Below are 23,038 nucleotides of genomic sequence, written 5' to 3'. Positions count from 1 at the left end.
GCGCTCTCTTAATCGAGCGCCTGAATCGTTACACCTTGAATATGGTATTAACCGTGAATAAAAATTTAATTGGCGTGAATGTTCTTCGCCGTGAAGAACGTCGACCTACGGATGCACTTGGCATATATGCAAATGCACTGGAACAACTCGGTCGCGAGTCTGTTTTCATTCTTGAATCACTGTCCGGCCCAAGCCGTGATCGCCGGGCGACGATCGTCGGGCTCGAACCGCTTTTCGAAGTGTGTATCGATGAGGGCCAGGCCCAACTGCGAGGCTGCGCCGCCCTGTGCGAACATTTGTCCGCCAGCCTGCGGCAAGCGGGCATGCAGGTCGATCCGGAACACAAGATCCATCTACCCGACAGCGAGGCTGCGTGGAACCTGCTCCGGGCGATCCAGGCAACGTTCCAACCGGCGTCCAATGCCCCTTCCAGCCTGGCCTTCTTCGGCTATTTCTCCTACGACTGCGTTCGCCTGATCGAGCGACTTCCCGATCTGGCCAAACAGACCTACGACTACCCGCTCATTGCCCTGTCGGTCTATCAGACCCTGGTTTATTTCCACAGCAATGGCATCGTCGAAACCTTGATCAATAACCACGATCTCTGGTCGCCCCGCACGTTGGAGGACTACCCCTTCCTGAGCACAACCCCGGCATCCGAGGCGCTGGCCCCGCTACCGTACCCCGAGGGCTTCGAGGAAGAGCGCACGGTGACCCCGGAGCAATTCGTCGAGCGAGTCGAAGTGGCGATGGAGCACATCCGCGCCGGCGACGTCTACCAGATCCAGCTCGGTCATGAGATTCGCATCCGCTCGCAGGTTTCGCCGTTCGATGTGTACCAGAACCTGCGCCTGCGCAACCCTTCCCCCTACATGTACCTGGCCCACGTAGGCGGCATCGACTTGATCGGCGCCAGCCCCGAGCTGTTCGTCAGGATCAAGGACGACTTGATCGAGATGCGCCCGATCGCCGGCACCGTGGGCAAGAAGCCTGGCGTCGATCCGACTCAGTTGGTCCTGGAGCTGACCCGCTCCGAGAAGGAGCGCGCAGAACACCTGATGCTCATCGACCTGTGTCGCAACGATATCGGTCGCGTGTGCCAGGCCGGCTCGCTGGAGGTCGATGAGTTCATGCTGGTGGAAGAGTACTCGCACCTCTACCACATGGTGTCGAACGTTCGCGGCTTGCTGCGCCCGGGCCTGGATGCCTTCGACGTGATCAAGGCCTCGTTCCCCGCGGGCACCATGTCCGGCGCGCCCAAGGTCAGGGCGATGGAGCTGATCGAAGGGATGGAAAGCAACCGCCGGGGCATTTATGCCGGGGCCCTGGGCCTGGTCGGTTTCGATGGCAGCGTCAACACCGCATTGTGCATTCGCTCGACGGTCTTCGATGAGGGTACGTACCACTTGCGTGCATCCGCCGGAGTGGTGGCCGATTCGGTGCCAGAGCTTGAGTGGAAAGAGACGCTGTACAAGATGGGGTCCGTCTATCGAGCAGTGACCGGGCAGGAGATCGCACTGTGAAAGTATTCTTGATCGATGCCTATGACAGCTTCGTCTTCATCATCAGCCAATACCTGGAACAACTGGGGCTGGAAACCCACGTCGAGCGTCACGACGTACCGGACCTCATCCAGCGCATTGAAGCGTTCTCACCGGATTTCTGCGTGCTGGGCCCTGGGCCTGGGCATCCGGCCGATGTGGGCTACATCGAAGTGATCAGGCACTTTCAGGGACGCCTGCCGCTGCTGGGTGTGTGCCTGGGTCACCAGGCCATCGGCCTGGCCTTCGGTGCCCAGGTTTGCCGGGCCCCACACGTGATGCACGGCAAGGTGAGCACGATCGAAAACGACGGCAAGGGCGTCTATGACCACACCCAGGCACAGGCGATTCGGGCGACCCGCTACCACTCGTTGATGATCAGCGAGCAGCCATTACCCGACTGCCTGGAGATCACATCCAGATCCACGGACGACGGCTATGTCATGGGCGTGCGCCATCGCCACCTGCCGGTGGAAGGCGTGCAGTTCCACCCTGAAAGCATCCTCACCGAAAACGGCCTGGACCTGTTCCGCAGCTTCATCCGGTGTCACGTGCACAAGTGATCCATCCGGAAGGGGCATGCGCCCCTTCCTTCCCCATACTGCGACTGCGTCATTCCTGCTACAACGAGAGCGATCCGTTTATGGACAAACACCACTCCCCCGCCTGCGGCCGGACCCAGGCCGAGCGTGCCGCTACGCTGGCCGCCTTCACGAGCCTCGCCAAGGATGCCAACCGTTGCGATTGGGAGCGCCTGCTGAACAAAGTGCTGCGCCAACTCGGCTTCGGCAGCTACCTCATCAGCCTCGGGCCGGCAACGCCGAGGGATACCGACCCTCTCGCTGGCCTCATCACCACCTTTCCCAAACGCTGGCTGGAACACTACCGCTGTGATGGGTTGATCGAGATCGACCCGATACTCAGGCACTGTCGACGCGAGCTGGTGCCGCTTTTCTGGGACAGCGAACGACGGCGCGCCCGGGGACGCTCCCGGCATTTCTGGGAGCAACGCGAGCTACACGGCCTGCGCAGCGGCGTAAGCATCCCACTGCGCTACGAAATGCTCAGGGGAACCTTGAGCGTGGCCTTCGACGACACACAGATCACCGAACAGAAGGGTTTTTCCAACCCTGCCGTCTACCAACTGTTCATGCTCATCCCCTACCTGCTCGCCGGGATACGACATCAATTGCAACGGCCTGCCCAACCGCGCCAGGACCTGACGCCCAAGGAAATGGACTGCCTGTACTGGGCCAGCGAAGGCAAGACCACCTGGGAAATCAGCCACATCCTGACCTGCTCCGAACGCACCATCGACTTCCACCTGCTCAATGCGCGACGCAAGCTGGGCTCGGTAAGCCGCCAACAGGCCGTCAGTGCTGCGGTGGCTTGTGGGTTGGTCATGCCGACCGTTGGAAGCGTGCACGATAGCGACCGGGGCTTTCGCCGGTCCATTTCTTGAAGGCACGATGGAAGGCGCTGGGCTCCTGAAAGCCAGTCTGCTCGGCGATGTCACTGATGCTGCTGCCGGTCTGGCGCAGCAGCTCGACGGCCAGCCCACGGCGGACCTCGTCCTTGATTTCCTGGAACGAACTTCCTTCGCGCTCCAAGCGTCGACGCAAGGTGCTGGGGCTCATCCGCAGGTCACTGGCGAAGGCTTCCAGGGTGGGCCACTGGCTGTAATGGCTGTGGCGCAGGCACTGATGAAGCCGGGTAGCCAGGCCATGCTGATTGCGAAAACGGATCACCAGCCATTGGGGCGCACTGCGCAGAAATACCTTGAGGGAGGCCAGGTCTTGAACGACTGGCAAGCGCAGGTAGCGGCTGGCAAATTCGATTTCCGTGCGCTCGGCGCCAAAGCTGAGGTTGGGCCCCCAGAGCAACGCATCGTCACTGAGGGACAGGCGCGACTGACGAAAGTCCGCGCGATCGATGGGAATGCGCCGCCCGCCCAGCCAACACAGCAGGCTGATCATCAGCACAAGGAAGGTTTCCTCACCAAAACGGCGGGCATCGGGATCCACCGAGCACGTCTGCAGACTGATCACCGCCCGCTTGCCGCGCACGCTGAGACTGCCGCGAAAATCCCGCAGGAACAATCCGAAGTTGCCCAGGCACTGGCGCAGGGCCTTGCCCAGATCGGGTTCCTGAATCAACCCCCGGCAAATCAAGGCAAAACTGCCGACCGGCATGCCGTGGGAATCCAGCTGGAAGAACTCGTCCTGCAGTTCACGAATCTGGATCAGCCACAAAGCGGCAAAAGCGCTCGCTGGAACCCGGGCCTCAGGCTGGCCCAGCAACGCCGGGTCGATGCCGGCCTCGGCCAGTATCGCCGCCAGCCGTTGAGGCTGGTCCCGCAGCGCGTGGATCATGGTGTGCACGAAGTAGACCGCGACCGAATCCTTTTCCCGCATAAACCCAGTTTCCCCACTTCCTCGATGGCAAAAAACGCCAGTATCGCTGAACAGTTATGGCATAGGCCCACCCAACGGCGACCTCTAGACTGGCGGCATTAAGGGGCCACGGCGCACCATCTGTCGAGCCCCACCAGCGGATCGCGTCCAGGGCCGGCCAGTGGCTGCACGCTTGGGCGCGCTTGAAAAAGGAAACATCCCACATGCATCTGCACACTATCGGCGTAATCGGCGCCGGCACCATGGGCAACGGCATTGCACAGGTCTGCGCCCTGGCCGGTTTCGAAGTGACCTTGCTGGACATTTCCACCAGCGCCCTGGAAAAAGCCCTGGCCGCCGTGGCCAAGAACCTCGACCGGCAAATCGCCAAGCAGACCCTGAGCCAAGCGCAGAAAAACCTCGCCCTGGACAAGATTCGCACCAGCACCGACTACGCCAGCCTGGCCGGCGCACAACTGGTGATCGAGGCCGCCACCGAGAACCTGGAATTGAAACTGCGACTGCTGCAACAGGTCGCTTCTCAAGTCGGCAGCGACTGCGTGATCGCGTCCAACACTTCCTCGCTCTCGATCACCCAACTGGCCGCCGGCGTCAGTCATCCAGAGCGCTTTATCGGCCTGCACTTCTTCAACCCGGTGCCGGTGATGGGCCTGATCGAGGTGATTCGTGGCCTGCAGACCCACGACGCGACCCACGCCCTGGCCCTGGAAATGGCCCGGCGACTGGGCAAGACCGCGATCACCGCCGGCAACCGCCCAGGCTTCGTGGTCAACCGGATCCTGGTGCCGATGATCAACGAAGCCATCCTGGTCTTCCAGGAAGGCCTGGCCAGCGCCGAAGATATCGACGCGGGCATGCGCCTGGGCTGCAACCAGCCCATCGGGCCGTTGGCCCTGGCCGACCTGATCGGCCTGGACACCTTGCTGGCAATCCTTGAGGCCTTCTACGAAGGCTTCAACGACAGCAAATATCGCCCCGCTCCATTGCTCAAGGAAATGGTCGCCGCCGGCTACCTGGGACGCAAGTCCGGGCGGGGTTTCCATGCCTATGGCTGAGCGTTGCTCGCGCTTCGCCGAAAGCCGGGACAAGGCCTTGGAACTGTTCGCCAGCAAGGGCTTCGGCCAGGTCGGCATGCGGGAACTGGCGAGCCACCTGGGGCTGACGCCCGGCTCGCTGTATCACCACTACCCAAGCAAACAGCACCTGCTGGCCGACCTGATCGAGGAGTTTTTCGAAGAACTGCTGGCCACGCTCGGACGCATTGAACAGCAACCCCGGGACAAGCGCGGCAACCTGCAACGGTTGATCCGCGCCCACCTCAAGCTGCACCGGGAGATGCCCTGGCATTTTCGCCTGGTGGAGCGCGACAGCGGGTGCCTCAACCTCGAGCAACAACGGCGGGTGCAGCATTTACGCGAGCAATACGAACGGCGGCTGTTGCTGATGTTGGGAACGCCTCGGCGCCTCCCCTCCCGGGCAATAGCCGCAGCCGGCCACGCCATTGCCACCCTGCTCAACAGCGCGCCCAGTTGGCTGGCGCACCAACCCCTGGAGCAGCACGAACACGATGAGTTGCTGGAGAACCTGCTCGCTGGCGCCATAGAACGGCTGTTGGCGTCCAAGGTCGCCGCCGAACCGACATTGCGCGTCAGCGCGGCCTGAGCCAAGCCCTCAGCGCAACTGCAAGGGGTCGACCAGGCCTGCGACAATCGCCATGCCCACCAGCTGCGGCAAGTTCTCGGCGCCCATGCGCTTCATGACCCGGGAACGATAGAGGTCGATGGTCCTGACATTGACCCCAAGCTGATCGGCGATTTCCCGATTGGTGTAGCCCTGGACCAGAGGCAGCAACACGTCATTTTCCCTCGGGGTCAAGCTCTGAAGCCGCGCCTGCACCCGCGCCTGGCCCGCGCTGACGGTCTGGCTGTCGTCGGCCAGGCTCAAGGCCTGCTGCACGCTGTCGAGCAGCAATTGTTCGTTGTAGGGCTTTTCGATGAAATCATGGGCCCCGGCCTTGAACGCCCGCACCACAATCGGCACATCGGCATGCCCACTGACGAAGATCACCGGCAGGCGCAGCCCACGGTTGCGCATCTCTTCCTGGACGTTGAGCCCCCCCATGCCTGGCATGCGCACATCCAGCAGCACGCAACCATTGAGCGGGTTGTTGCAGGCCTCGAGAAACTCCCGGCCACTGGTGAACGAGAGGGCCCTGAGGCCCACGGACTCCAGCAGCCAGACCGTCGAGTCGAGCATGCCTTGGTCATCGTCGACCACATACACCACCTGTTCCGCCACATCCATCATTGCCCTACTCCTCTTGTTGTCGGACCACGCCGGCCAGGGTCGGCCCCGGCAAGTTGCAGCGCATCTGCAAGCCCACGGCCAAGGGCCAGGCCTGCAACTCGCCCCCGAAACCTTCGATGATGCTGCGGCTCATGGACAACCCCAACCCCAGGCCATTGACCTTGCTGGAATAGAACGGGGTGAAAATCTGCTCCAGTTGCGCCGTCGGCACGCCGTGTCCCTGGTCGCTGACGCTGACCTGCACCCCGCCGTCAGCCCCAGGCTCGACCGCCAAGACAATCTGCGACGGCTGGCCGGGATGGGCCTCGCGATTGGCCTCGATGGCGTTGCGCAGCAGGTTGAGCAGCACCTGCTCCAGCAGCACCCGGTCGGCATAGACCAGCGGCAGATTATCCGGCAACCGCTCCACGATCTCTACCTGACAACTGCTAGCTTCCCAGAGGCACAGGCGCGTGGTTGCCCGGGCAACGTCACTGAGATCCAGGGCCTCCATGCGGCGGCGGCCCTTGCGCAAGAAAGCGCGCAAACGCTTGATCACCTCCGATGCGTGATTGGCGTGCACGGCGATTCGCTCCAGCCCTTGGGCCACCTTCTCGGCGGCCTCGGAATGACTGCCCAAGGCCTGCAAATAGCGCTGGCTGGCGTTGGCATAATTGACCACCGCCGCCAGTGGCTGATTCATCTCATGGGCAATGCCCGAGGCCAGTTCACCCAGGGTCACCAGGCGCGCCGTATGAGCCAGTTCGTCCTGATGATGACGCTGCTGGGCTTCACGCAACTCCCGTTCGGACTGGTCATGGGCCACCAGCGAATAGAAGCGCTCGCCACTGGCCGCGCGATGGGCCAGAAGCATCAGCGACACCGGCACCGAAGCCCCTCCGGCCGGCGGTTGCAGGCGAGCCTCGATGCTCCAGCGGCCATTGCGCTCGGCATAATCCCAGCCCTCCTGCTCCAGGCTGACCAGCACCTCGGCGCTGAGAAAGGCATCCAGCGTTGGCAGGCTGTGTTGCGCATCCAACCCAAGGGTGCGGCGCGCCGCCGGGTTGAGGTAGGTCACCGCGCCATCGGGCTGGATGAACAGCACCGGGTCGGTATTGGCCTCCACCACCTCTGCCAGACGGCGCTTGTTTTCTTCGGCCTGGACCCGGGCGGTAATGTCCCGGGACACGCTGACCACTTCAACCACCGCGCCGGTGTAGGTTTCGCGAATGGCTCGGCACGCGGTCTCGAACCACAGGTAATGGCCGTCGCGATGGCGAATGCGGTAGGTCATGGTGTGATAGCCGTCCTGCTCCAGGGCGTCGCGGGTGCGTTGCATCAGGCCGGCCTGGTCCTGCCGATGAAACAGCGTGTGGGCCTGACGCCCGTGCAGCTCCTGCGGCCAATAGCCGAGCAAGGTCCAAGAAGCCAGTGACGCATCGAGAAAGCAGCCGTCCGGGGTATGGCGGGAAATCAGGTCGGTGGTGTTTTCGGTGATCAGCCGGTACAGGCGTCGCGCCTTGGCCGACTCGCGCTCGGCGAGGATCTGCGCGGTGGCCTGGCGACAGCGGGCCAGCACACGATTGGCCTTGGGGTCGGGGATGAACGTCCAGACCAGGATCTGCTCGGCAACCTGCACCTCCACGTTCTCGATGGCTCGCTGCTGGGTCAGACAGGCCTGGACCAGGTGCGCGTGGCTGACCGGTAACAGGCTCGAGGCATCGACCAACGACAGTTGCTCGAGCAGCGCCAGCAGCGCCTCGTTGAGCTCCAGCGGTCGGCCTCGCGAATCAAGCAATGCACTTGGCTGCGGGTCATGGCCGAGCAGCGGCGAATCGCGCAACTGGCCGCTGACGCTGGCCAATAGCAGACTCAGTAATTCGTGCACCGCCACCAGCCAGTCCTGCCCCACTTCGGGCTGTAGCTCAACCAGCAGCAAGCCTTGCTGCCCCGGCTGCAGGGCCAACGCCAGGACCTGACCATGCTCGAGGGCCGCGCGGCGCAGACGACCGGCCAGCCAGCAATCGAGCTGACGCACCTGCGCCAGTTCCAGCCGCTCCTCGTCCTGCAAGCGCTGGAAAAGAGCCCGGTCACTGCTTTGCAAAGCTTCACCAAAGCCCGGCGGCAAATGCCGGGCACGGCCTTCATGCCGATAGATGCCACTTGGCGCATGCCAGCTCAGGTAGATCGCCCGGCGGATTTGCGCACAATCCTGCAAGGCCCGGCACAGGGCATCGGCACAAGCCGCCAGGGCCATGCCTTCACGTTGCAGGCGCAACCAGCCGTGCAAGCGAACGGTGGTGGAGATCATCAGGAAACCTGTCGTGAAAATAGGGCGAGCAACATATAGTACATTTACTATACAACTCAGGTAGTACTTCCATATCAATCGGCAAACAGTATATAAATTCCCCCGGATAAGTCACCGAGCTTTTCTGTGGTGAACGCGTCTGTCGACAATCGCACTGCGATTGGGCTAGCACCGGCAGCCCGTGCCCCCCCCGAGAACCTCGGCCAATAGAGCTAATAATCAGCCACCGGGTACCCCAGCCATGTCCATCTACGAGCAAGGTCTTGCGCCAACCGGCGTCAACCACACCGCCCTTACCCCCCTGAGCTTCATCGAGCGCACCGCAAGCGTCTATCCCGATTATCCAGCCGTGATCCACGGCTCGATCCGGCGCACCTGGGCCGACACTTACCGCCGCTGCCGGCGCCTGGCCTCAGCCCTGGCCGGTCGCGGCATCGGTAAAAACGACACGGTGGCGGTCATGCTGCCGAACATTCCGGCCATGCTTGAAGCGCACTTCGGTGTGCCGATGATCGGAGCGGTGCTCAATGCCCTCAACGTACGCCTGGATGCCGAGGCCATCGCCTTCATGCTGGCTCACGGCGAAGCCAAGGTATTGATCGCCGACCGTGAGTTCCATGACGTGGTGCAAGCGGCCATCGGCATGCTCGACCATCCGCCCCTGGTGATCGACCTCGACGATCCGGAATATGGCGAAGGCCAGGCGGTCAGTGAACTGGACTACGAGGCGTTTCTTGCCGAGGGCGACCCGAACTTCGCCTGGCAGTGGCCAGACGATGAATGGCAGGCCATATCCCTGAACTACACCTCTGGCACCACGGGCAACCCCAAAGGCGTGGTCTATCACCACCGCGGCGCCTACCTCAACTCCCTCGGCAACCAAATGACATGGGCCATGGGCAATCATCCGGTGTATCTCTGGACCTTGCCGATGTTCCACTGCAACGGTTGGTGCTATCCCTGGACCGTGACCGCCCTGGCCGGCGTCCATGTGTTCCTGCGCCGGGTCGACCCGCAAAAAATCCTCAATCTGATTCGCGAACATCAGATCACCCACCTTTGCGGTGCGCCCATTGTGCTCAATGCCCTGGTGAACATGCCCGACTCGGCCAAGGCCGCGATCGACCATCCGGTCAGTGCCATGGTTGCAGGAGCGGCGCCACCGGCCAAGGTGATTGGCGCCGTCGAGGAAATGGGCATCAAGGTCACCCACGTCTACGGCCTGACCGAGGTCTACGGGCCGGTGACCCTATGCGCCTGGCACGCGGCCTGGGATGAGCTGCCACTGGAGCAGCGAGCCCAGATCAAGGCTCGCCAAGGTGTACGCTACCCGACCCTGGAAGGGCTGATGGTGGCCGATCCAAGGACGCTCGAACCAACCCCACATGACGGCCAGACCATCGGCGAGATCTTCATGCGCGGCAACACCGTGATGAAGGGCTACCTCAAGAACCCCAGCGCCACCGCCGAAGCCTTTGAAGGTGGCTGGTTCCACACCGGCGACTTGGCCGTGACCCATGCCGATGGCTACGTGGAAATCCGCGACCGGCTCAAGGACATCATCATTTCCGGTGGCGAGAACATCTCCACCATCGAACTGGAAGGCGTGCTCTATCGGCACCCGGCAGTGCTGGAAGCGGCCGTGGTGGCCCGTCCTGACGAAAAATGGGGTGAAACACCCTGTGCCTTCATCACCCTGAAATCCGACCATACAGACGTGCGCGAAGCCGAGATCATCAGCTTCTGTCGCGAGCACCTGGCAGGTTTCAAGGTGCCACGCACGGTGGTCTTCACCCAACTGCCCAAGACTTCCACCGGCAAGATCCAGAAGTTCGTATTGCGCGACATGGCGAAGAATCTCTAGCCCGACCGCTGAAAAAACCCAGGCATCGCTGACAAGCCCGGCTTCTCACCGGCCGTCTCGTGGGTAAGCGAGCACCCGCGCGTCAGCGGTGCCTGGGATCGTGGTCCGTGAACCGCGCGACTGCGCCATTCCACCTCCTTTCCTTGCATGAGGTTCATTGCAATGCCCGAATTCAACGCCCCGTTGCGCGACATGCGTTTTGTCCTGCATGAAGTCTTCAACGCACCGAACCTCTGGGCGCGCCTGCCCGCACTGGCGAATACCGTCGACGCCGCCACCGCCGATGCGATTCTCGAAGAAGCTGCCAAGGTCACCCATCACCTGATCTTTCCACTCAACCGCAGCGGCGACGAGGAAGGTGCCCAGTGGCACGACGGCCAGGTCAGCACGCCGAACGGTTTCAAGGCAGCGTACTCGACCTACATCGACGGCGGCTGGGTTGGCCTGAGCGGCAACCCGGCCTACGGCGGCATGGGGATGCCAAAGATGCTCGCCGTACAGTTCGAAGAAATGCTCTACGCCGCCAACTCCAGCTTTGCCCTGTACTCGGCGCTGAGTTCCGGCGCCTGCCTGGCCATCGACGCCCACGCCAGCGAAGCGCTCAAGGCCCTGTACTTGCCACCGATGTACGAGGGGCGCTGGGCCGGCTCGATGTGCCTGACCGAAGCCCATGCCGGCACCGACCTGGGCATCATTCGCACCCGTGCCGAGCCCCAGGCGGATGGCAGCTACCGGATCACCGGCAGCAAGATTTTCATCACCGGCGGCGAGCAGGACCTGACGGAAAACATCATTCACTTGGTGCTGGCCAAGCTGCCGGATGCGCCCGCCGGCCCCAAGGGCATCTCGCTGTTCCTGGTGCCGAAAATCCGCGTTGATGCGCAGGGTACGCTCGGAAAAGCCAACGCCGTCAGCTGCGGTTCGATCGAACACAAGATGGGCATCAAGGCCTCGGCCACATGCGTGATGAATTTCGACGGTGCCAGTGGCTGGCTGATCGGCGAGGCCAACAAGGGGTTGGCGGCGATGTTCACCATGATGAACTACGAGCGGCTGTCCATTGGCATCCAGGGCATTGGCTGCGCCGAAGCCTCGTACCAGAACGCCCGCCGTTATGCCCAGGAGCGTATCCAGAGTCGGTCCCCCGCAGGCGCCCAGGCCAAGGACAAGATCGCCGACCCGATCATCGTCCATCCCGACGTGCGACGCATGCTGCTCAGCATGAAGGCCATGACCGAAGGCGGCCGGGCCTTCGCCTGCTACGTCGGCCAGCAGCTGGACCTGGCCAAGTTCTGCGACCATCCCCAGGAGCGGCTTGATGCCGAAGCCCTGGTGGCCCTGCTGACGCCAGTGGCCAAGGCCTTCTTCACCGACACCGGCCTGGACAGTTGCGTCCATGGCCAACAGGTATTCGGCGGCCACGGCTACATCCGCGAATGGGGCCAGGAACAACTGGTACGCGACGTGCGCATCGCGCAAATCTATGAAGGCACCAACGGCATCCAGGCACTCGACCTGCTGGGGCGCAAAGTAGTGGGCAATGGCGGCGTGGCCCTGCGCCTGTTCACCACTCAGATCCGTGACTTCGCTTACCTGCCCGGCGCCGCCTATGCCGCTGAATTGCTGGACGCCGTGCAACGCCTGGAAAACCTCAGCGACTGGCTGCAGCACCAGGCCAGCCTCGATCCCCACGCCATCGGCAGCGCGTGCGTCGAGTACCTGCAGCTGTTCGGCTATGTCGCTTACGCGTACATGTGGGCACGCATGGCCCAGACAGCCGAACACCAACACGCCACAGACCCTACGTTCTATGGCGCCAAGCTGGGCACCGCGCGCTTCTACTTCAGCCGTCTGCTGCCGCGGATCCTCAGCCTGGAACAAAGCATCCGCGCCGGCAGCCCGTCACTGCTGCAACTGCAACCCGAACAGTTCTGAGGCCGGATAACGCCGAACACCTGCACCCCCGTGTGGGTGTTCGCGCCTGATTCCAGGCGAGGGTCGCGCTCATGCGCAGCCTGGTCGACCCATGCACTTGGCCGAGCCCAGCAGCCAACTGCATCATCAATGCCCAGACACTGGACCGCTCGGGCGTTTTACATCACGTTTGTTTTGCCTGGGCGTACCAGGGCTCGCAATACGGCTCGCGTGAGGCAGGCGGGGCATACGCAACAACAGACCGATCTCCTGCGCGCTGACCGCCTTGCTGAAAAAATACCCCTGGATTTCATCGCAGCCGTTATCACGCAAGAAGGTTTGCTGCTCCTCGGTTTCGACCCCTTCGGCAATGACCTTGAGATTCAGCTTGTGCCCCAACGAAATCACGGCGGTGGCGATGGCTTTGTCGTTCTCGTTGTCGGGCAGATCACGCACGAAAGACTGATCGATCTTGAGCCTCGCGATCGGGAAGCTTTTCAATGCGGCGAGGCTGGAGTAGCCGGTGCCGAAGTCGTCGATCGAAAGGCTGATCCCCATGGCTTGCAGGGCCTTCATTTTGCTGATGGCTTGCTGAAGGTCTTGCATGATCAGGCTTTCGGTCAGCTCCAGCTCAAGGTACATCGGGTCCAGTCCGGATTCCTGCAAGGCATGCATCACCCGGTCGATCAGGTCCCTTTCGATGAACTGGCGAGCCGAGATGTTCACCGACATGGTGATCGGCGGCCAGCCGGCATCCTGCCACGCCTTGTTCTGTCTGCAGGCGCTATGAATCACCCAGTCGCCGATGGGCACGATCAGCCCGGTCTCTTCGGCCTGGGGAATGAATTTGATGGGAGAGACCATGCCGAGCTCGGGATGCTGCCAGCGGATCAATGCCTCCACGCCGATGATCTGGCCTGACTGCAAATCCACTTGTGGCTGGTACAACAGCAGGAACTCGTCATTGTTGAGTGCGCTTCGCAGCCCGTCTTGCATGGCGAGCTTGCCCTGGACCTTGTTATTCATCTCGCTCGTATAGAACTGGAAGCTGTTGCGCCCCAGCTCCTTGGCACGGTACATGGCGGCGTCCGCATTGCTGAGCAACGTGTCGGTGTCAGTGCCATCGGTAGGGTACGTGGCCAACCCCATGCTGCAGGTGACGTGGAGCGTATGGCCGCTGAGTTGAATCGGCCGCAGGATGGCTTCCTGGATCTTGTGCAGGACGGGCGTCACGCCGTCCAGGTCCGAGGGCTGGTCGAACAGGATGATCACAAACTCGTCGCCACCCAGTCGCACCACGGTGTCGGTACGCCGTACACATCCCAGCATGCGCTGGGCGACGGTTTTCAGCAGTTCGTCCCCGGCACTGTGCCCAAGGCTGTCATTCACCAGTTTGAATTTGTCCAGGTCGAGGAACACCACTGTCACCAGCCGGTTATAGCGCTGGGCATATAGCATCGCCTGCTTGAGGCGGTCTTCGAGCAGCGTGCGATTCGGCAGCCCGGTCAGGGCGTCATGGTCGCCCATAAAGCGAATGCGCTTTTCGGTCAGTTGGCGTTCTATCGCAATGCCGGCAAGCGGTGTGGCCATGTCGATCAGTTGCGTCTCGGCCGCGCTGGGGCTGCGCACGGTGTTGGCATACAAGGCAAAGGTACCCAAGACCTTTCGCTCATGGGACAGGATCGGCGTCGACCAGCAGGCGCGAAACCCATAGGGCGCCACCAGTGAACGGTACGCTTCCCACAGTGGATCCTGCTCGATGTCCGTGACAATGACCGGCTCTCGTCGATACGCCGAGGTACCACATGAACCGACGTTCGGACCGATTTCAATTCCGTCGATGAGCTCGCTATAGGCTTTCGGCAAACTGGGTGCAGTCCCGTGCATCAAGTGTTTGCCCTCCTCATCCAGCAGCAGGATGGAGACCTTCATGCCCTCCAGTTGGGACTCGACCAGGTGCGCCAGGCTATCGAGCACTTCTGTAAGCTCGGTGCTCCTGGCGATCAGTTCCAGGACATGACCTTGTCCGGCACGAACGATGGCCTCCTGCTCCAATCGATCGTTTTGCACGGCGAGCCGTTCTGTGGCGATACTCAGTTGGGCCGTTCTTTTCTCCAGTTGAAGTCGGTCTTCGAGAAATTGATTCACCGCCCGCGCCATGTTGCCGATCTCGTCCTTCCCATGGTCGGCCATCATCAAATGCGTTTTGTCCGTGTGTTCCTGACGCAATTGCCGGCTTATTTCATTCAGGCGCACGAGCACATGACGGCCCATGAAAACCCGGGTCACGAACCAGGCGAACACCAGGCTGGCGCCCAACATGATCAGCACCCATCGCTGGCTGCGATTCGAGGCCTCAACCAGACGCTGTACCGCTTCGCGATAGTCTTGGGTGTAGGCATTCGATTGCGTACGGGCCACCGCGACCAGGACCCCGGCCTCATTCTTGAGTTGCTCGTTGAAACGCTGCAGGACGTTGTGTTGATTGATGAGCGTCTGGCGCAGGGAGAAGAGATCCGGAATCTGCACCTCAGCGTCGGATAACGCGCCGACGGTGCGTGGCAGGCGCTCATATCGGGCCCGCAGCCGTTGCACGGCCTCACTGTCAACGGCCTGCGGCAGATCGAAAAGCAGCACCGCCAACTCCAGGCTGGCCCGGGTCTGGGCCGCCGTTAATCGAGCAGTGTGATCCGCCAGGGCCTGCTCGAAGGTGACCTCGGTTTGCAGCAGGCTTTCTCGCAGTTGCGCCACGATGTTGGCGGTATTGCGGAACATCTGACTCGACTGATGCATGTCGAGTATCGCCACGCCACTGTTTGCGGCAGTCAGTTGCTGCACCAGTTGATCGAGGGCTTCAAGCTGTTCGACGGTCGCTGCATAGCTTGAACGCAGGATGTCGGAGGAACGGGTTGTCAGAAGCTGGTCAGTCTGGCGTTCGATCAGCAAGGTGCGCTGCACCATGTCTTGCCCATTTTGCATGCGGACCAGTCGTTCATCCGTCAGTTGTCGAGTCGCGCTGTTCGAGGTGCGCAGCGCGTAGACCGCTGTAGCACCACCTGCCAGGATCAGCAGCGCCAGCGTCAGGAACGCCAGGGTGAATTGTGCGCGCAGCGATTGGGGCAATAGCTGGCGTCCAAGCCGGGAAGTCACGTCCAACATCAGGGATTCCATTGGTGGCGATAGATGTCTCGATAGCCATTGTCAGGATCGTACTGGAATTTTTTCCCGCCATCGAAGGCGATATTGTCGTTATTGACCAAGTGAATCGGCGCGACGAAGCCGCTCACTGGCTGACCTGCAAACAGCCGGTTCAACTCATCCATCACTTGCCAGCCATGCTGGTTGAGCGGCTCGGCCACCGTCACGGTCTGGTAGGTTTTTGCCTGTATGCGCAGGAAAGCCGAAGCGCTGCCGTCACCGGCAGACAACAGACTGATGCCGTCACTGGGTATGGCGGCGGCGGTCAGCGAGGCAATCGAATAGTCAAAATAGATGTCGTTGATAGCCAACGCATGGGTCCAGCGTTTGCCATAGTGCTGAAGCAATTCCTTGGTCACCGCCGGCATCCTCTCGCCACTTTCGGAGATCGCCACATCGCGCACCTCCAGCAACGTACATTCACGACAGGCCCGAATGACGTCTTCCATGGCCTTGGCTTTCGCCATGGCAATGCTGTACTTGGAGTCGGTCAGGATGACCACGCCGGCGCGTCCATTTGATTGCGCCACTGCCGCCATGGCCGTGAGACGCGCCACGTCAAGCGGGTCAGTCGTGACATTCATGGCCACCGGCGTGCCGTCAATCGGCCCCGGGCGTGCCCCGGCGTGCCAGCCAACCACCGGTATCTCCTTGTTGGCGAAGAGCAGCAGCGCGGCCTTGTTCTCAAGAGCGTCGGAGCCGCACAGGATAAGGCCGTCAGGCTTCGCGGCCAGGGCATCGGCAAAGGCTTTTGCGCGCCCGGCCGATGAGCCGGCACCATCGAATATCTTCAGCGTCCAGCCCAACGCATTGGCGGCCTCCCGGGCACCCTGCGCGACACCGACAATGCCTCCGTTACGCAAATCTTCTGCGACAAGCACGATGCTCTTGCCCCGCTGGGCTTGCGGGCCGGACACAGGGCCGCTCCAGCGCGCGGCGCCAAGGGTGGCCCTGGCAACGACCTCCTGCGCTTGCATCACCGTGACCGTGGTGTTTTCGAGTCCCGCTACGGTTGACAGGTCCTGGCTGTATGCGGAAGTTGCCGTGAAAAGGCAGGACACCGTCATTAAAGCCATCCGGAGTAACGAGGATCCTGGAAACCTGGGCCCAATCGAACAGGTTCGATCGACGCATGTAATGCCGTGTGTGGGGCCGGTGGTGCGATCGATGTCTGGCATGACGTCCCTTTTTGCCAAGAAGGCAGTGTTCCGAAAGAATAGTCGGTTCTGCTGCCACCAAGTCCTTTGTGGGTAAAAGTGCGATGCAGGTGATAAAAAATTACAGGAATCCAAGCAAAGACAGGGTCAGCCCAACCACGGATTCGAGCAAGCGGATTGCTGCATAAGGTGCAGCTATGCCATGCATATCCAAGGTATTGTCCATGCACTGATCTGCAATCATCCTCCAGTGACATCTATTTCAAACCCTGAGGAGTCGCTGAGATGGTCACTGTCGTTGGTTTTTCATCCACAGGTGGACCGGACGTTCTAGAGGTCCGACAAAACGATCATGCTGCGCCCGGCCTCGGTGAAGTGTGGGTCGAGCAGCATGCCATTGGTATCAACTACCTCGACGTCAGCCAGCGCAACGGCGCGGTTCCCGTCGCCCTGCCGTCGGGGTTGGGTCTGGAGGGGGCCGGGGTGGTCGCTGCCGTGGGGCCGGATGTCACTCAAGTCAAAGTGGGTGATCGCGTGGCTTATGCCACCGGCCCGTTGGGTGCCTACGCAAGTGGTCGATTGGTTCCGGCCGGGAAACTGGTGCCCCTTCCCGACTCGATCAGTTTCCAGGATGCCGCCGCCGTTCTGTTCAAGGGCATCACGGCCCAGTACCTGCTCAAGAGCACTTATCCGGTGGGGCCGGGAACGGTCATGGTGTTGTATGGCGTCGCCGGCGGTGTGGGCGCCATCATGGCCAAGTGGGCCAAGCACCTGGGCGCTTTCGTGATCGGTGTCGTCTCTCGTGCGCAAAGCGTCGAGAAGGCACGTGCACTGGGCTGCGATGATGTCCTGGTTTTCGATGCACAGACACTGGCGCAGGAGGTGGCTCGAATCACCGACGGCAGGAAGGCCGATGTGGTTTACGACCCGATTGGACGTCTCTCGTTCGCGGCATCGCTCGATTGCCTGCGCCCGCGCGGGCTGATGGTGTCTTTCGGCGCGTCGTCAGGCGCGCCACAAGCGGTCGAAGTGGGCCTGCTGAATGCCAAGGGTTCGCTGTTCCTCACCCGCCCTTCGATTGCCGCCCACACCAGCAGCGTCGAGGAGTATCAGGCGCGCGCCAATGACGTCCTGGCTGCACTCCAGGCCGGGATCATCGAACCCGCCGTCTGGAAAACCTACCCGCTGGAGAACGCCGCACAAGCCCACGCGGACCTGGAAAGCGGCCGCGCTTCAGGTACTCTCCTGCTCACTCCCTGAGATGTCCTTGAGAAGCCTGGAGGCCGTGGACACGTGATCACACTGGATAGCCGCCACACAGACGAATTTGCCGCGTTGCTCGCGCTCGAATCGCAAGGTTCATTTGTGGCGGCCGCTCGGCTTTTGCAGCGCCACCCCACGATCATTTCCAAGCGCCTCGCGGCGCTGGAAGCCCGGCTGGGGGTCAGGCTGCTAGAACGCAGCACCCGCCATATCCGCCTGACAGAGGCAGGAACCCTTCTGGTCAAGCGCCTGCGGTTGGCAACCGAGTTGATGGATGAAGCAGAACAAGAGGCAGCGTCAGGGGCTGCCGAGGTGCGCGGCAATCTGCGGCTGGCGGTGCCGGCCGCCCTGGGCAGGCTCTGGTTGGCGCCGATACTGCCGGAGTTCCTGGCGGCCCATCCACATTTGACGCTCACCGTGAACTACAGCGAGCGCTTGGTTGATGTGATCGCCGAAGGCTTCGATGTGGCGATACGCCTGGGGGAACTCAACGATAGCCGCCTGATTGCCAAGCGCCTCGGCGATCATCGGCGCATTCTTTGCGCGTCTCCTGGTTATATCGAACGATATGGCTGGCCAGCGTCACCCACGGAGCTGACCCATCATAACTGCCTGGGGTTCACGGGGCTGGCGTCATATCCTGAATGGAAGCTGATCAGCGCCAGTGAACAAGTGACCGTACGCCCCCAAGGCTCCCTGGTGTCCAACGACAGTGAAGCGCTTTTGAGCGCAGCCATTGCGGGTACCGGCATCCTGGGTGCGGGGGAGTGGCTGTTCAGCCGTGCGTTGGCAAACAAAGAACTGGTCAGGGTATTACCGGACTGGGAGTTGGGGGCAAAAGGAGGGATCTACCTTATCCGGCCCTCGGCGAAATTCGCCTCCTGCGCCACACTGGCGCTGAAGGAATGGCTCGAGGCCAAGCTTGTCCAAACGGGCACTGCCAGGTCCTCATGAAACAGGCCGACGGCACAATACCAACCAAGCTCGCTCCCACAGGTTTTTCGTTTCTCTGCGCCATTTCACCGCCCGGTGACGGCCATCCCAAGCCACCTCGAGCCCGCCCACTTCACCCCGGATGACGCCAACTTATTGGCACAAAAACCAACCAAATAAAAATAAATTAATACAGCGACGGTTTCCCGACGCACGGTACCCCTGTGCCATTGCTGGGGGTTCAGATCGAAGCTCATCATCCGCAGGCAACCCCCGCAAAACGTTTAGGCCACCGACCTGGACTACAGGAAGTAATTAATCGCATCTCTCAATGGAGCGACACCGAGATGATGACTGTTTATTTTGTTGTGATGACGATCTGCAGTGGCTTCGAAGGCTGTGTCGAGGAACGACAACCAGGGCCAACCTTTGCTTCCAAGGCAATGTGCATGGAGACGGCCAAAGTCATGGCGCCGCGCAAAGGGGTGAAGTTCAAGTGTCGCAAAGGACGTATGTTGGTCGTCGAGACGCCGCCAGCAGAAAACTACGGCAAAATTGTCTCCACCAAGACCGCAGGCCAGCCTTAGCCGTTGAAGTAGGCACGCCGCACCTACGAGCCGTTGGTAAGCATCTGCCACAACGACGCCCCCACCCCGGTAATGCTCTCCCCGGCAATCAACCCCGCCGCCGCGGTGATGGCGAAGCGTTCCGTGAGGCTCGGCCAGCGACAGCTCACCAGCCACGTCAGCACCGCACCAAGGGCCATCATCAGCGACACCGAGGCCGGCAAGACAAAGGCCAGGCCCAAAGCCGCCGTGCTTGGCAAGTAGCGAGCCCGATGCGCCGGCAGCAGGCTGTCGAGGATCCCCAACAACAAGCCGATCAGGCCGCCGATGAAAATCGCCCAGCGAATACTCGCTGACAACGAATCCAGACCCAGGGTCAGGGTTTGCGCCACGGCCTTCCAGGTGGCGACCGCCGGGGCCGGCCACTCTTCGGTGAGCAGCATGGTTGGCGGGTCCGGGATCAGGGCCAGGTAGGCCAACACCCCGACGATGCTACCGACGAAAATGCCGAGGGTCTGGGCGATCAGTTGTTTGCGCGGCGTGGCGCCGATCGCCCGGCCGACCTTGAAGTCGTTCATCAGGTCGGTGCACTGCCCGGCCGAACCACCGGCGGTGTTGGCGCTCATCAGATTGATCGGCACCTGCCCCGGGGCGACGATGCCGAAACTCAACTGGGACAATTGGCCGATGGCCCCGATCGGCGGAATGCCTGTGGCGCCCACCACCCGGGCGGCCACCGCCGCCAAGCAGATCGCCAAGGGGATGGTCAACAAGGCCATCCACGGATTGATGCCGAACAACAGCACTTGCAGGCTCACCACCAGGATGATCGACAGTATGAAACCGACGGCAGGCCCAGGCTTGGGTATCGTCCAGATCGCCCCGCCGCCCGCCTTGGTGGACCGGTGCAATGCCCACAAGCGAATCGCCAACGAGGCCAGGGTCGAGCAGACCATCAGGCTCACCCCCGGCCAGAGCAACCACTCCACCAGCGCCGCGAACTGCGGGCCACTGCTGCCATGCGGCAACCGCACCAGGCCCTGCCCCAGCAGCCACGGCGCCAACCCGCCCCACGCCAGCAAGGCACCGAGCAGCAGGGTCAGGCCCACGCGAATACCGATGATCCCGCCGAACCCCACTAACAACAGCGAAGGGTCGGCGGTAAACGTCAGGCGCTCCAGTTGGGCGCTCGGAGACCAGCGCGGGATGGCCCACATGAAGGTGTCGACCGCCTTGACCAACCCGGACAGTAACGCGGCGCTGAGCAGCACCTTCAAGCGCGTCGCGGCTTCGTGGCCGTGGTTATAGATATGCAGCAGGGTTTCCAGGGTCGCCATGCCCTCGGGAAATTTCAGCGCCTTGTCATTGAGCAGTGACGGGCGCAAGTACCAGGCAATCCAGATCCCCAGGAAGCTCACCGAAAAGACCCAGGCCACCATGGGGATGGCGTCCAACTGCTGGCCAGTCAGCAAGGTATAGGCCGGGATAGGAGCAACCAACCCACCGGAAATGATCGACGCAGCGGCAGAGGCCACGGTCTGGTTGATATTGCTTTCGTGCAGCGTCCAGGGCAGTCGCCCCACCGATCGACTCGCCAAGCCTTGCCAGATGCCATAGCCAACCAGCAAGGCGATGATCGACATATTGAACGACCAGCCGATCTTCAACCCGGCATAGACATTGGAAGGCGTCAGCAGGATACCGAGGACGATTCCCGTACTGACCGCACGCGGACTGAGTTCGCGTTCGACGGCGGTGGTCAAGGGAAATGTGGACGAGGTTGGATGCATGCGAAGTCCTTATCGGCACTGGAGGGCGGCCGCCAGATTCAGACTGGCCCCCTGTGGGAGCGAGCTTGCTCGCTCCCACAGGACCACTTAAAACGGCACCTCAATAAGTGAACGCAGTATTGGCGCAAGGTTCACCCGAGTCGTCCATCCATGGGCTGCGCTCGACTTATTTTTCCCCCTCGCAATTGACCATCCAGGCAATCCCGAAACGGTCTTCGAACATGGCAAAGCGTTCCGCCCAAAAGGTCTTCTCCAAGGGCATGTACACGCTGCCACCTGCACTCAAGCCTTTAAACAGCCGCTCGGCCTCCTCCACACTGTCGACATTGAGGGAGACCGACACGCCTTGCGGCTTGCGAAACGGCTGGCCTGGCGGGCAATCGGAGGCCATCAGGCTGAAGGCGCCGACGGTCAGGCAAGCGTGCATGATCAGGTTGGGGTCCTTGGGCATCCCGGTTTCCTCGGGGGCCTCGGCAAAAGACATGGAAAACAGATCGCCGCCCAGTACCTCTTTATACAAAGCGAAGGCTTGCTTGCAGTTACCGTTGAAGGTCAGGTAAGGAATGATTCTCATGGTAGGGTCTCCTGTAGTCGGTTTCAGGATTGGCCAGACATCTGCACCCGCAAGCGTTCTTCCTGCTCGCGCAACTCAGGGGTTAAGGACTCGCCGAACTCCTCGAGCTCGAAGATCTGGCGGATCTCGATTTCACTGTCGCTGACCATCGGGTTGGGGCAGCGCTTGACCCAGTCGATGGCCTCCTGCAATGACTGGACCTTGAAGATCCAGAAACCGGCGATCAACTCCTTGGTTTCAGCAAAGGGCCCATCGATCACCGTCCGGTCCTTGCCGGAAAACTGCACGCGCACGCCCTCGGCGCTGGGGTGCAGGCCTTCACCAGCGAGCATCACCCCGGCCTTGACCAGTTCTTCGTTGTAGGCACCCATGGCGGCCAGCAGTTCCTCGCTAGGCATTTCTCCGGCTTCCGATTCCGGACTGGCTTTGACGATCACCATAAATCGCATGCTCTGATCTCCTGAGAGTGAATGGATTAGGCCGTCCGTGTGGCGGCTCTATGGGTTAATCGAATGGCATTGGCCGAAATCGACAGATCGACGCCATTATTTTTCGATATGCCGCTGGCACACTCAATGGAGCTGCCCACGTCACGACGAGCAGGCCGAAGCTGCAGCATGACTATGCTTTTTGAACAAACACGTAGCGGAGATCGGTCCCCATGACCTCGAATCTTGCAGATATTTATAACGACTACATTGCCTGCCTGAATGCACAGGATTGGGAAAACCTGGGCCTTTTTGTGCACCAGGAGGTGGTTCACAACGCGAGACGATTAGGATTGCATGGCTATCAAAGCATGCTGGAAGCGAACTATCGGGACATTCCCGACTTGCGCTTTGAAGTCGAATTTCTGGTGATCGACCCACCCAAGCTGGCGGCTCGCCTGGCCTTCAATTGCACACCGGTTGGGGAGTTCCTGGGGCTTGCTGTTAATGGAGCACGGATCGCCTTCACGGAAAACGTCTTCTACGCGTTCGAGGACGGCAGGATCCGTGAGGTCTGGTCGATTATCGACAAGGAAGCGATTGAAGCTCAGCTCCATTCAATGTAGCGGATGCTCCAGGGCTGTGAGTTGAACTGCCTGTGCATCGTACCCGCCGGCAGCAGCGTCCCGGAGTGACGCGAAAACCAAATCCAGGAAGCAATCGTGCTCGACATCCATAGTTCGACGCACCTCGAATTGAGGAACCTGTCGATCCCATAGTCTGTGAGCCACCCTGGAGG

At 61.4% G+C, this 23,038-nt stretch carries 19 protein-coding genes; 11 read left to right on the top strand and 8 right to left on the bottom strand.

Annotated elements, in window-relative coordinates:
• Positions 1–53: 53 nt before the first annotated feature.
• The 3 genes from BLT00_RS02385 to BLT00_RS02375 all read left to right on the top strand — a co-directional run bounded on the left by BLT00_RS02385 (position 54) and on the right by BLT00_RS02375 (position 3,003).
• Positions 54–1,523: an anthranilate synthase component I family protein gene (locus BLT00_RS02385; RefSeq protein WP_092142182.1), complete on the top strand. Its 1,470-nt coding sequence runs from the start codon at positions 54–56 to the stop codon at positions 1,521–1,523.
• Positions 1,520–2,104: an anthranilate synthase component II gene (locus tag BLT00_RS02380; protein WP_063321726.1), complete on the top strand. Its 585-nt coding sequence runs from the start codon at positions 1,520–1,522 to the stop codon at positions 2,102–2,104. The genes BLT00_RS02385 and BLT00_RS02380 overlap by 4 nt, the downstream gene beginning before the upstream one ends.
• A gap of 80 nt (positions 2,105–2,184) precedes the next feature.
• Positions 2,185–3,003 (top strand): autoinducer binding domain-containing protein, encoded by an 819-nt coding sequence (locus BLT00_RS02375; protein WP_063321727.1) that lies wholly within the window; start codon positions 2,185–2,187, stop codon positions 3,001–3,003.
• Here the strand turns inward: BLT00_RS02375 and BLT00_RS02370 are convergent.
• Positions 2,942–3,955, bottom strand: coding sequence for an AraC family transcriptional regulator (locus tag BLT00_RS02370; RefSeq protein ID WP_063321728.1), 1,014 nt, complete (start codon positions 3,953–3,955; stop codon positions 2,942–2,944). The genes BLT00_RS02375 and BLT00_RS02370 overlap by 62 nt on opposite strands.
• Positions 3,956–4,044: 89 nt before the next feature.
• Here BLT00_RS02370 and BLT00_RS02365 point away from each other — a divergent pair, with 89 nt between their 5' ends.
• Together BLT00_RS02365 and BLT00_RS02360 are read left to right on the top strand one after the other, a co-directional pair.
• Entirely contained in the window at positions 4,045–5,010 is a 966-nt protein-coding gene (locus BLT00_RS02365; RefSeq protein ID WP_371914684.1) for a 3-hydroxybutyryl-CoA dehydrogenase, read from the top strand.
• Complete coding sequence (locus BLT00_RS02360) at positions 5,003–5,617, top strand: TetR/AcrR family transcriptional regulator (RefSeq protein ID WP_092142188.1); 615 nt, start codon at positions 5,003–5,005, stop codon at positions 5,615–5,617. The genes BLT00_RS02365 and BLT00_RS02360 overlap by 8 nt, the downstream gene beginning before the upstream one ends.
• A 9-nt stretch (positions 5,618–5,626) precedes the next feature.
• Here BLT00_RS02360 and BLT00_RS02355 read toward each other — a convergent pair whose 3' ends face one another.
• Both BLT00_RS02355 and BLT00_RS02350 read right to left on the bottom strand, forming a co-directional pair.
• Positions 5,627–6,262, bottom strand: coding sequence for a response regulator transcription factor (locus BLT00_RS02355; RefSeq protein WP_063321731.1), 636 nt, complete (start codon positions 6,260–6,262; stop codon positions 5,627–5,629).
• 4 nt (positions 6,263–6,266) lie between these two features.
• Positions 6,267–8,552 (bottom strand): PAS domain-containing sensor histidine kinase, encoded by a 2,286-nt coding sequence (locus BLT00_RS02350; RefSeq protein ID WP_170867275.1) that lies wholly within the window; start codon positions 8,550–8,552, stop codon positions 6,267–6,269.
• 241 nt (positions 8,553–8,793) lie between these two features.
• Here BLT00_RS02350 and BLT00_RS02345 point away from each other — a divergent pair, with 241 nt between their 5' ends.
• The gene (locus BLT00_RS02345) at positions 8,794–10,416 is read left to right on the top strand and encodes an acyl-CoA synthetase (protein WP_092142191.1); all 1,623 of its coding nucleotides are present in this window, start codon (positions 8,794–8,796) and stop codon (positions 10,414–10,416) included.
• Between the two features lie 162 nt (positions 10,417–10,578).
• Positions 10,579–12,351, top strand: coding sequence for an acyl-CoA dehydrogenase C-terminal domain-containing protein (locus tag BLT00_RS02340; RefSeq protein ID WP_092142194.1), 1,773 nt, complete (start codon positions 10,579–10,581; stop codon positions 12,349–12,351).
• Positions 12,352–12,477: 126 nt separating this feature from the next.
• Here BLT00_RS02340 and BLT00_RS02335 read toward each other — a convergent pair whose 3' ends face one another.
• Positions 12,478–15,501 carry an EAL domain-containing protein gene (locus BLT00_RS02335; RefSeq protein ID WP_092142196.1) on the bottom strand — a complete coding sequence of 1,008 codons (3,024 nt, stop codon included), beginning with the start codon at positions 15,499–15,501 and terminating at the stop codon, positions 12,478–12,480.
• Positions 15,489–16,508 carry a substrate-binding domain-containing protein gene (locus BLT00_RS02330; RefSeq protein WP_092142734.1) on the bottom strand — a complete coding sequence of 340 codons (1,020 nt, stop codon included), beginning with the start codon at positions 16,506–16,508 and terminating at the stop codon, positions 15,489–15,491. Before BLT00_RS02330 ends, BLT00_RS02335 begins: the two co-directional genes overlap by 13 nt.
• Before the next feature lie 462 nt (positions 16,509–16,970).
• Between BLT00_RS02330 and BLT00_RS02325 the strand changes: the two genes are divergently transcribed.
• The 3 genes from BLT00_RS02325 (at position 16,971) to BLT00_RS02315 (ending at position 19,468) form a co-directional block, all read left to right on the top strand.
• Entirely contained in the window at positions 16,971–17,945 is a 975-nt protein-coding gene (locus tag BLT00_RS02325; protein ID WP_092142199.1) for a quinone oxidoreductase family protein, read from the top strand.
• 33 nt (positions 17,946–17,978) lie between these two features.
• Positions 17,979–18,902, top strand: a complete 924-nt coding sequence (locus BLT00_RS02320; RefSeq protein WP_092142202.1) for a LysR family transcriptional regulator — start codon at positions 17,979–17,981, stop codon at positions 18,900–18,902.
• A 326-nt stretch (positions 18,903–19,228) separates the two neighbouring features.
• Positions 19,229–19,468, top strand: coding sequence for a hypothetical protein (locus BLT00_RS02315; protein ID WP_063321738.1), 240 nt, complete (start codon positions 19,229–19,231; stop codon positions 19,466–19,468).
• 23 nt (positions 19,469–19,491) lie between these two features.
• Here BLT00_RS02315 and BLT00_RS02310 read toward each other — a convergent pair whose 3' ends face one another.
• The 3 genes from BLT00_RS02310 to BLT00_RS02300 form a co-directional block, all read right to left on the bottom strand.
• Positions 19,492–21,237, bottom strand: a complete 1,746-nt coding sequence (locus BLT00_RS02310) for an OPT family oligopeptide transporter (protein ID WP_092142205.1) — start codon at positions 21,235–21,237, stop codon at positions 19,492–19,494.
• A 166-nt stretch (positions 21,238–21,403) separates the two neighbouring features.
• On the bottom strand, positions 21,404–21,811 hold the full coding sequence (locus BLT00_RS02305; protein ID WP_063321740.1) for a VOC family protein: 408 nt from the start codon (positions 21,809–21,811) through the stop codon (positions 21,404–21,406).
• Between the two features lie 23 nt (positions 21,812–21,834).
• Positions 21,835–22,260, bottom strand: a complete 426-nt coding sequence (locus BLT00_RS02300) for a YciI family protein (protein WP_063321741.1) — start codon at positions 22,258–22,260, stop codon at positions 21,835–21,837.
• A gap of 212 nt (positions 22,261–22,472) precedes the next feature.
• Between BLT00_RS02300 and BLT00_RS02295 the strand changes: the two genes are divergently transcribed.
• Entirely contained in the window at positions 22,473–22,865 is a 393-nt protein-coding gene (locus BLT00_RS02295; protein WP_092142208.1) for an ester cyclase, read from the top strand.
• The last annotated feature ends 173 nt before the right edge of the window (positions 22,866–23,038 follow it).

Origin of the sequence: Pseudomonas sp. NFACC51 (assembly GCF_900103575.1) — a bacterium.
Lineage (GTDB): Bacteria > Pseudomonadota > Gammaproteobacteria > Pseudomonadales > Pseudomonadaceae > Aquipseudomonas > Aquipseudomonas fluorescens_Q.
This window is presented reverse-complemented; position numbering and strand designations above follow the sequence as displayed.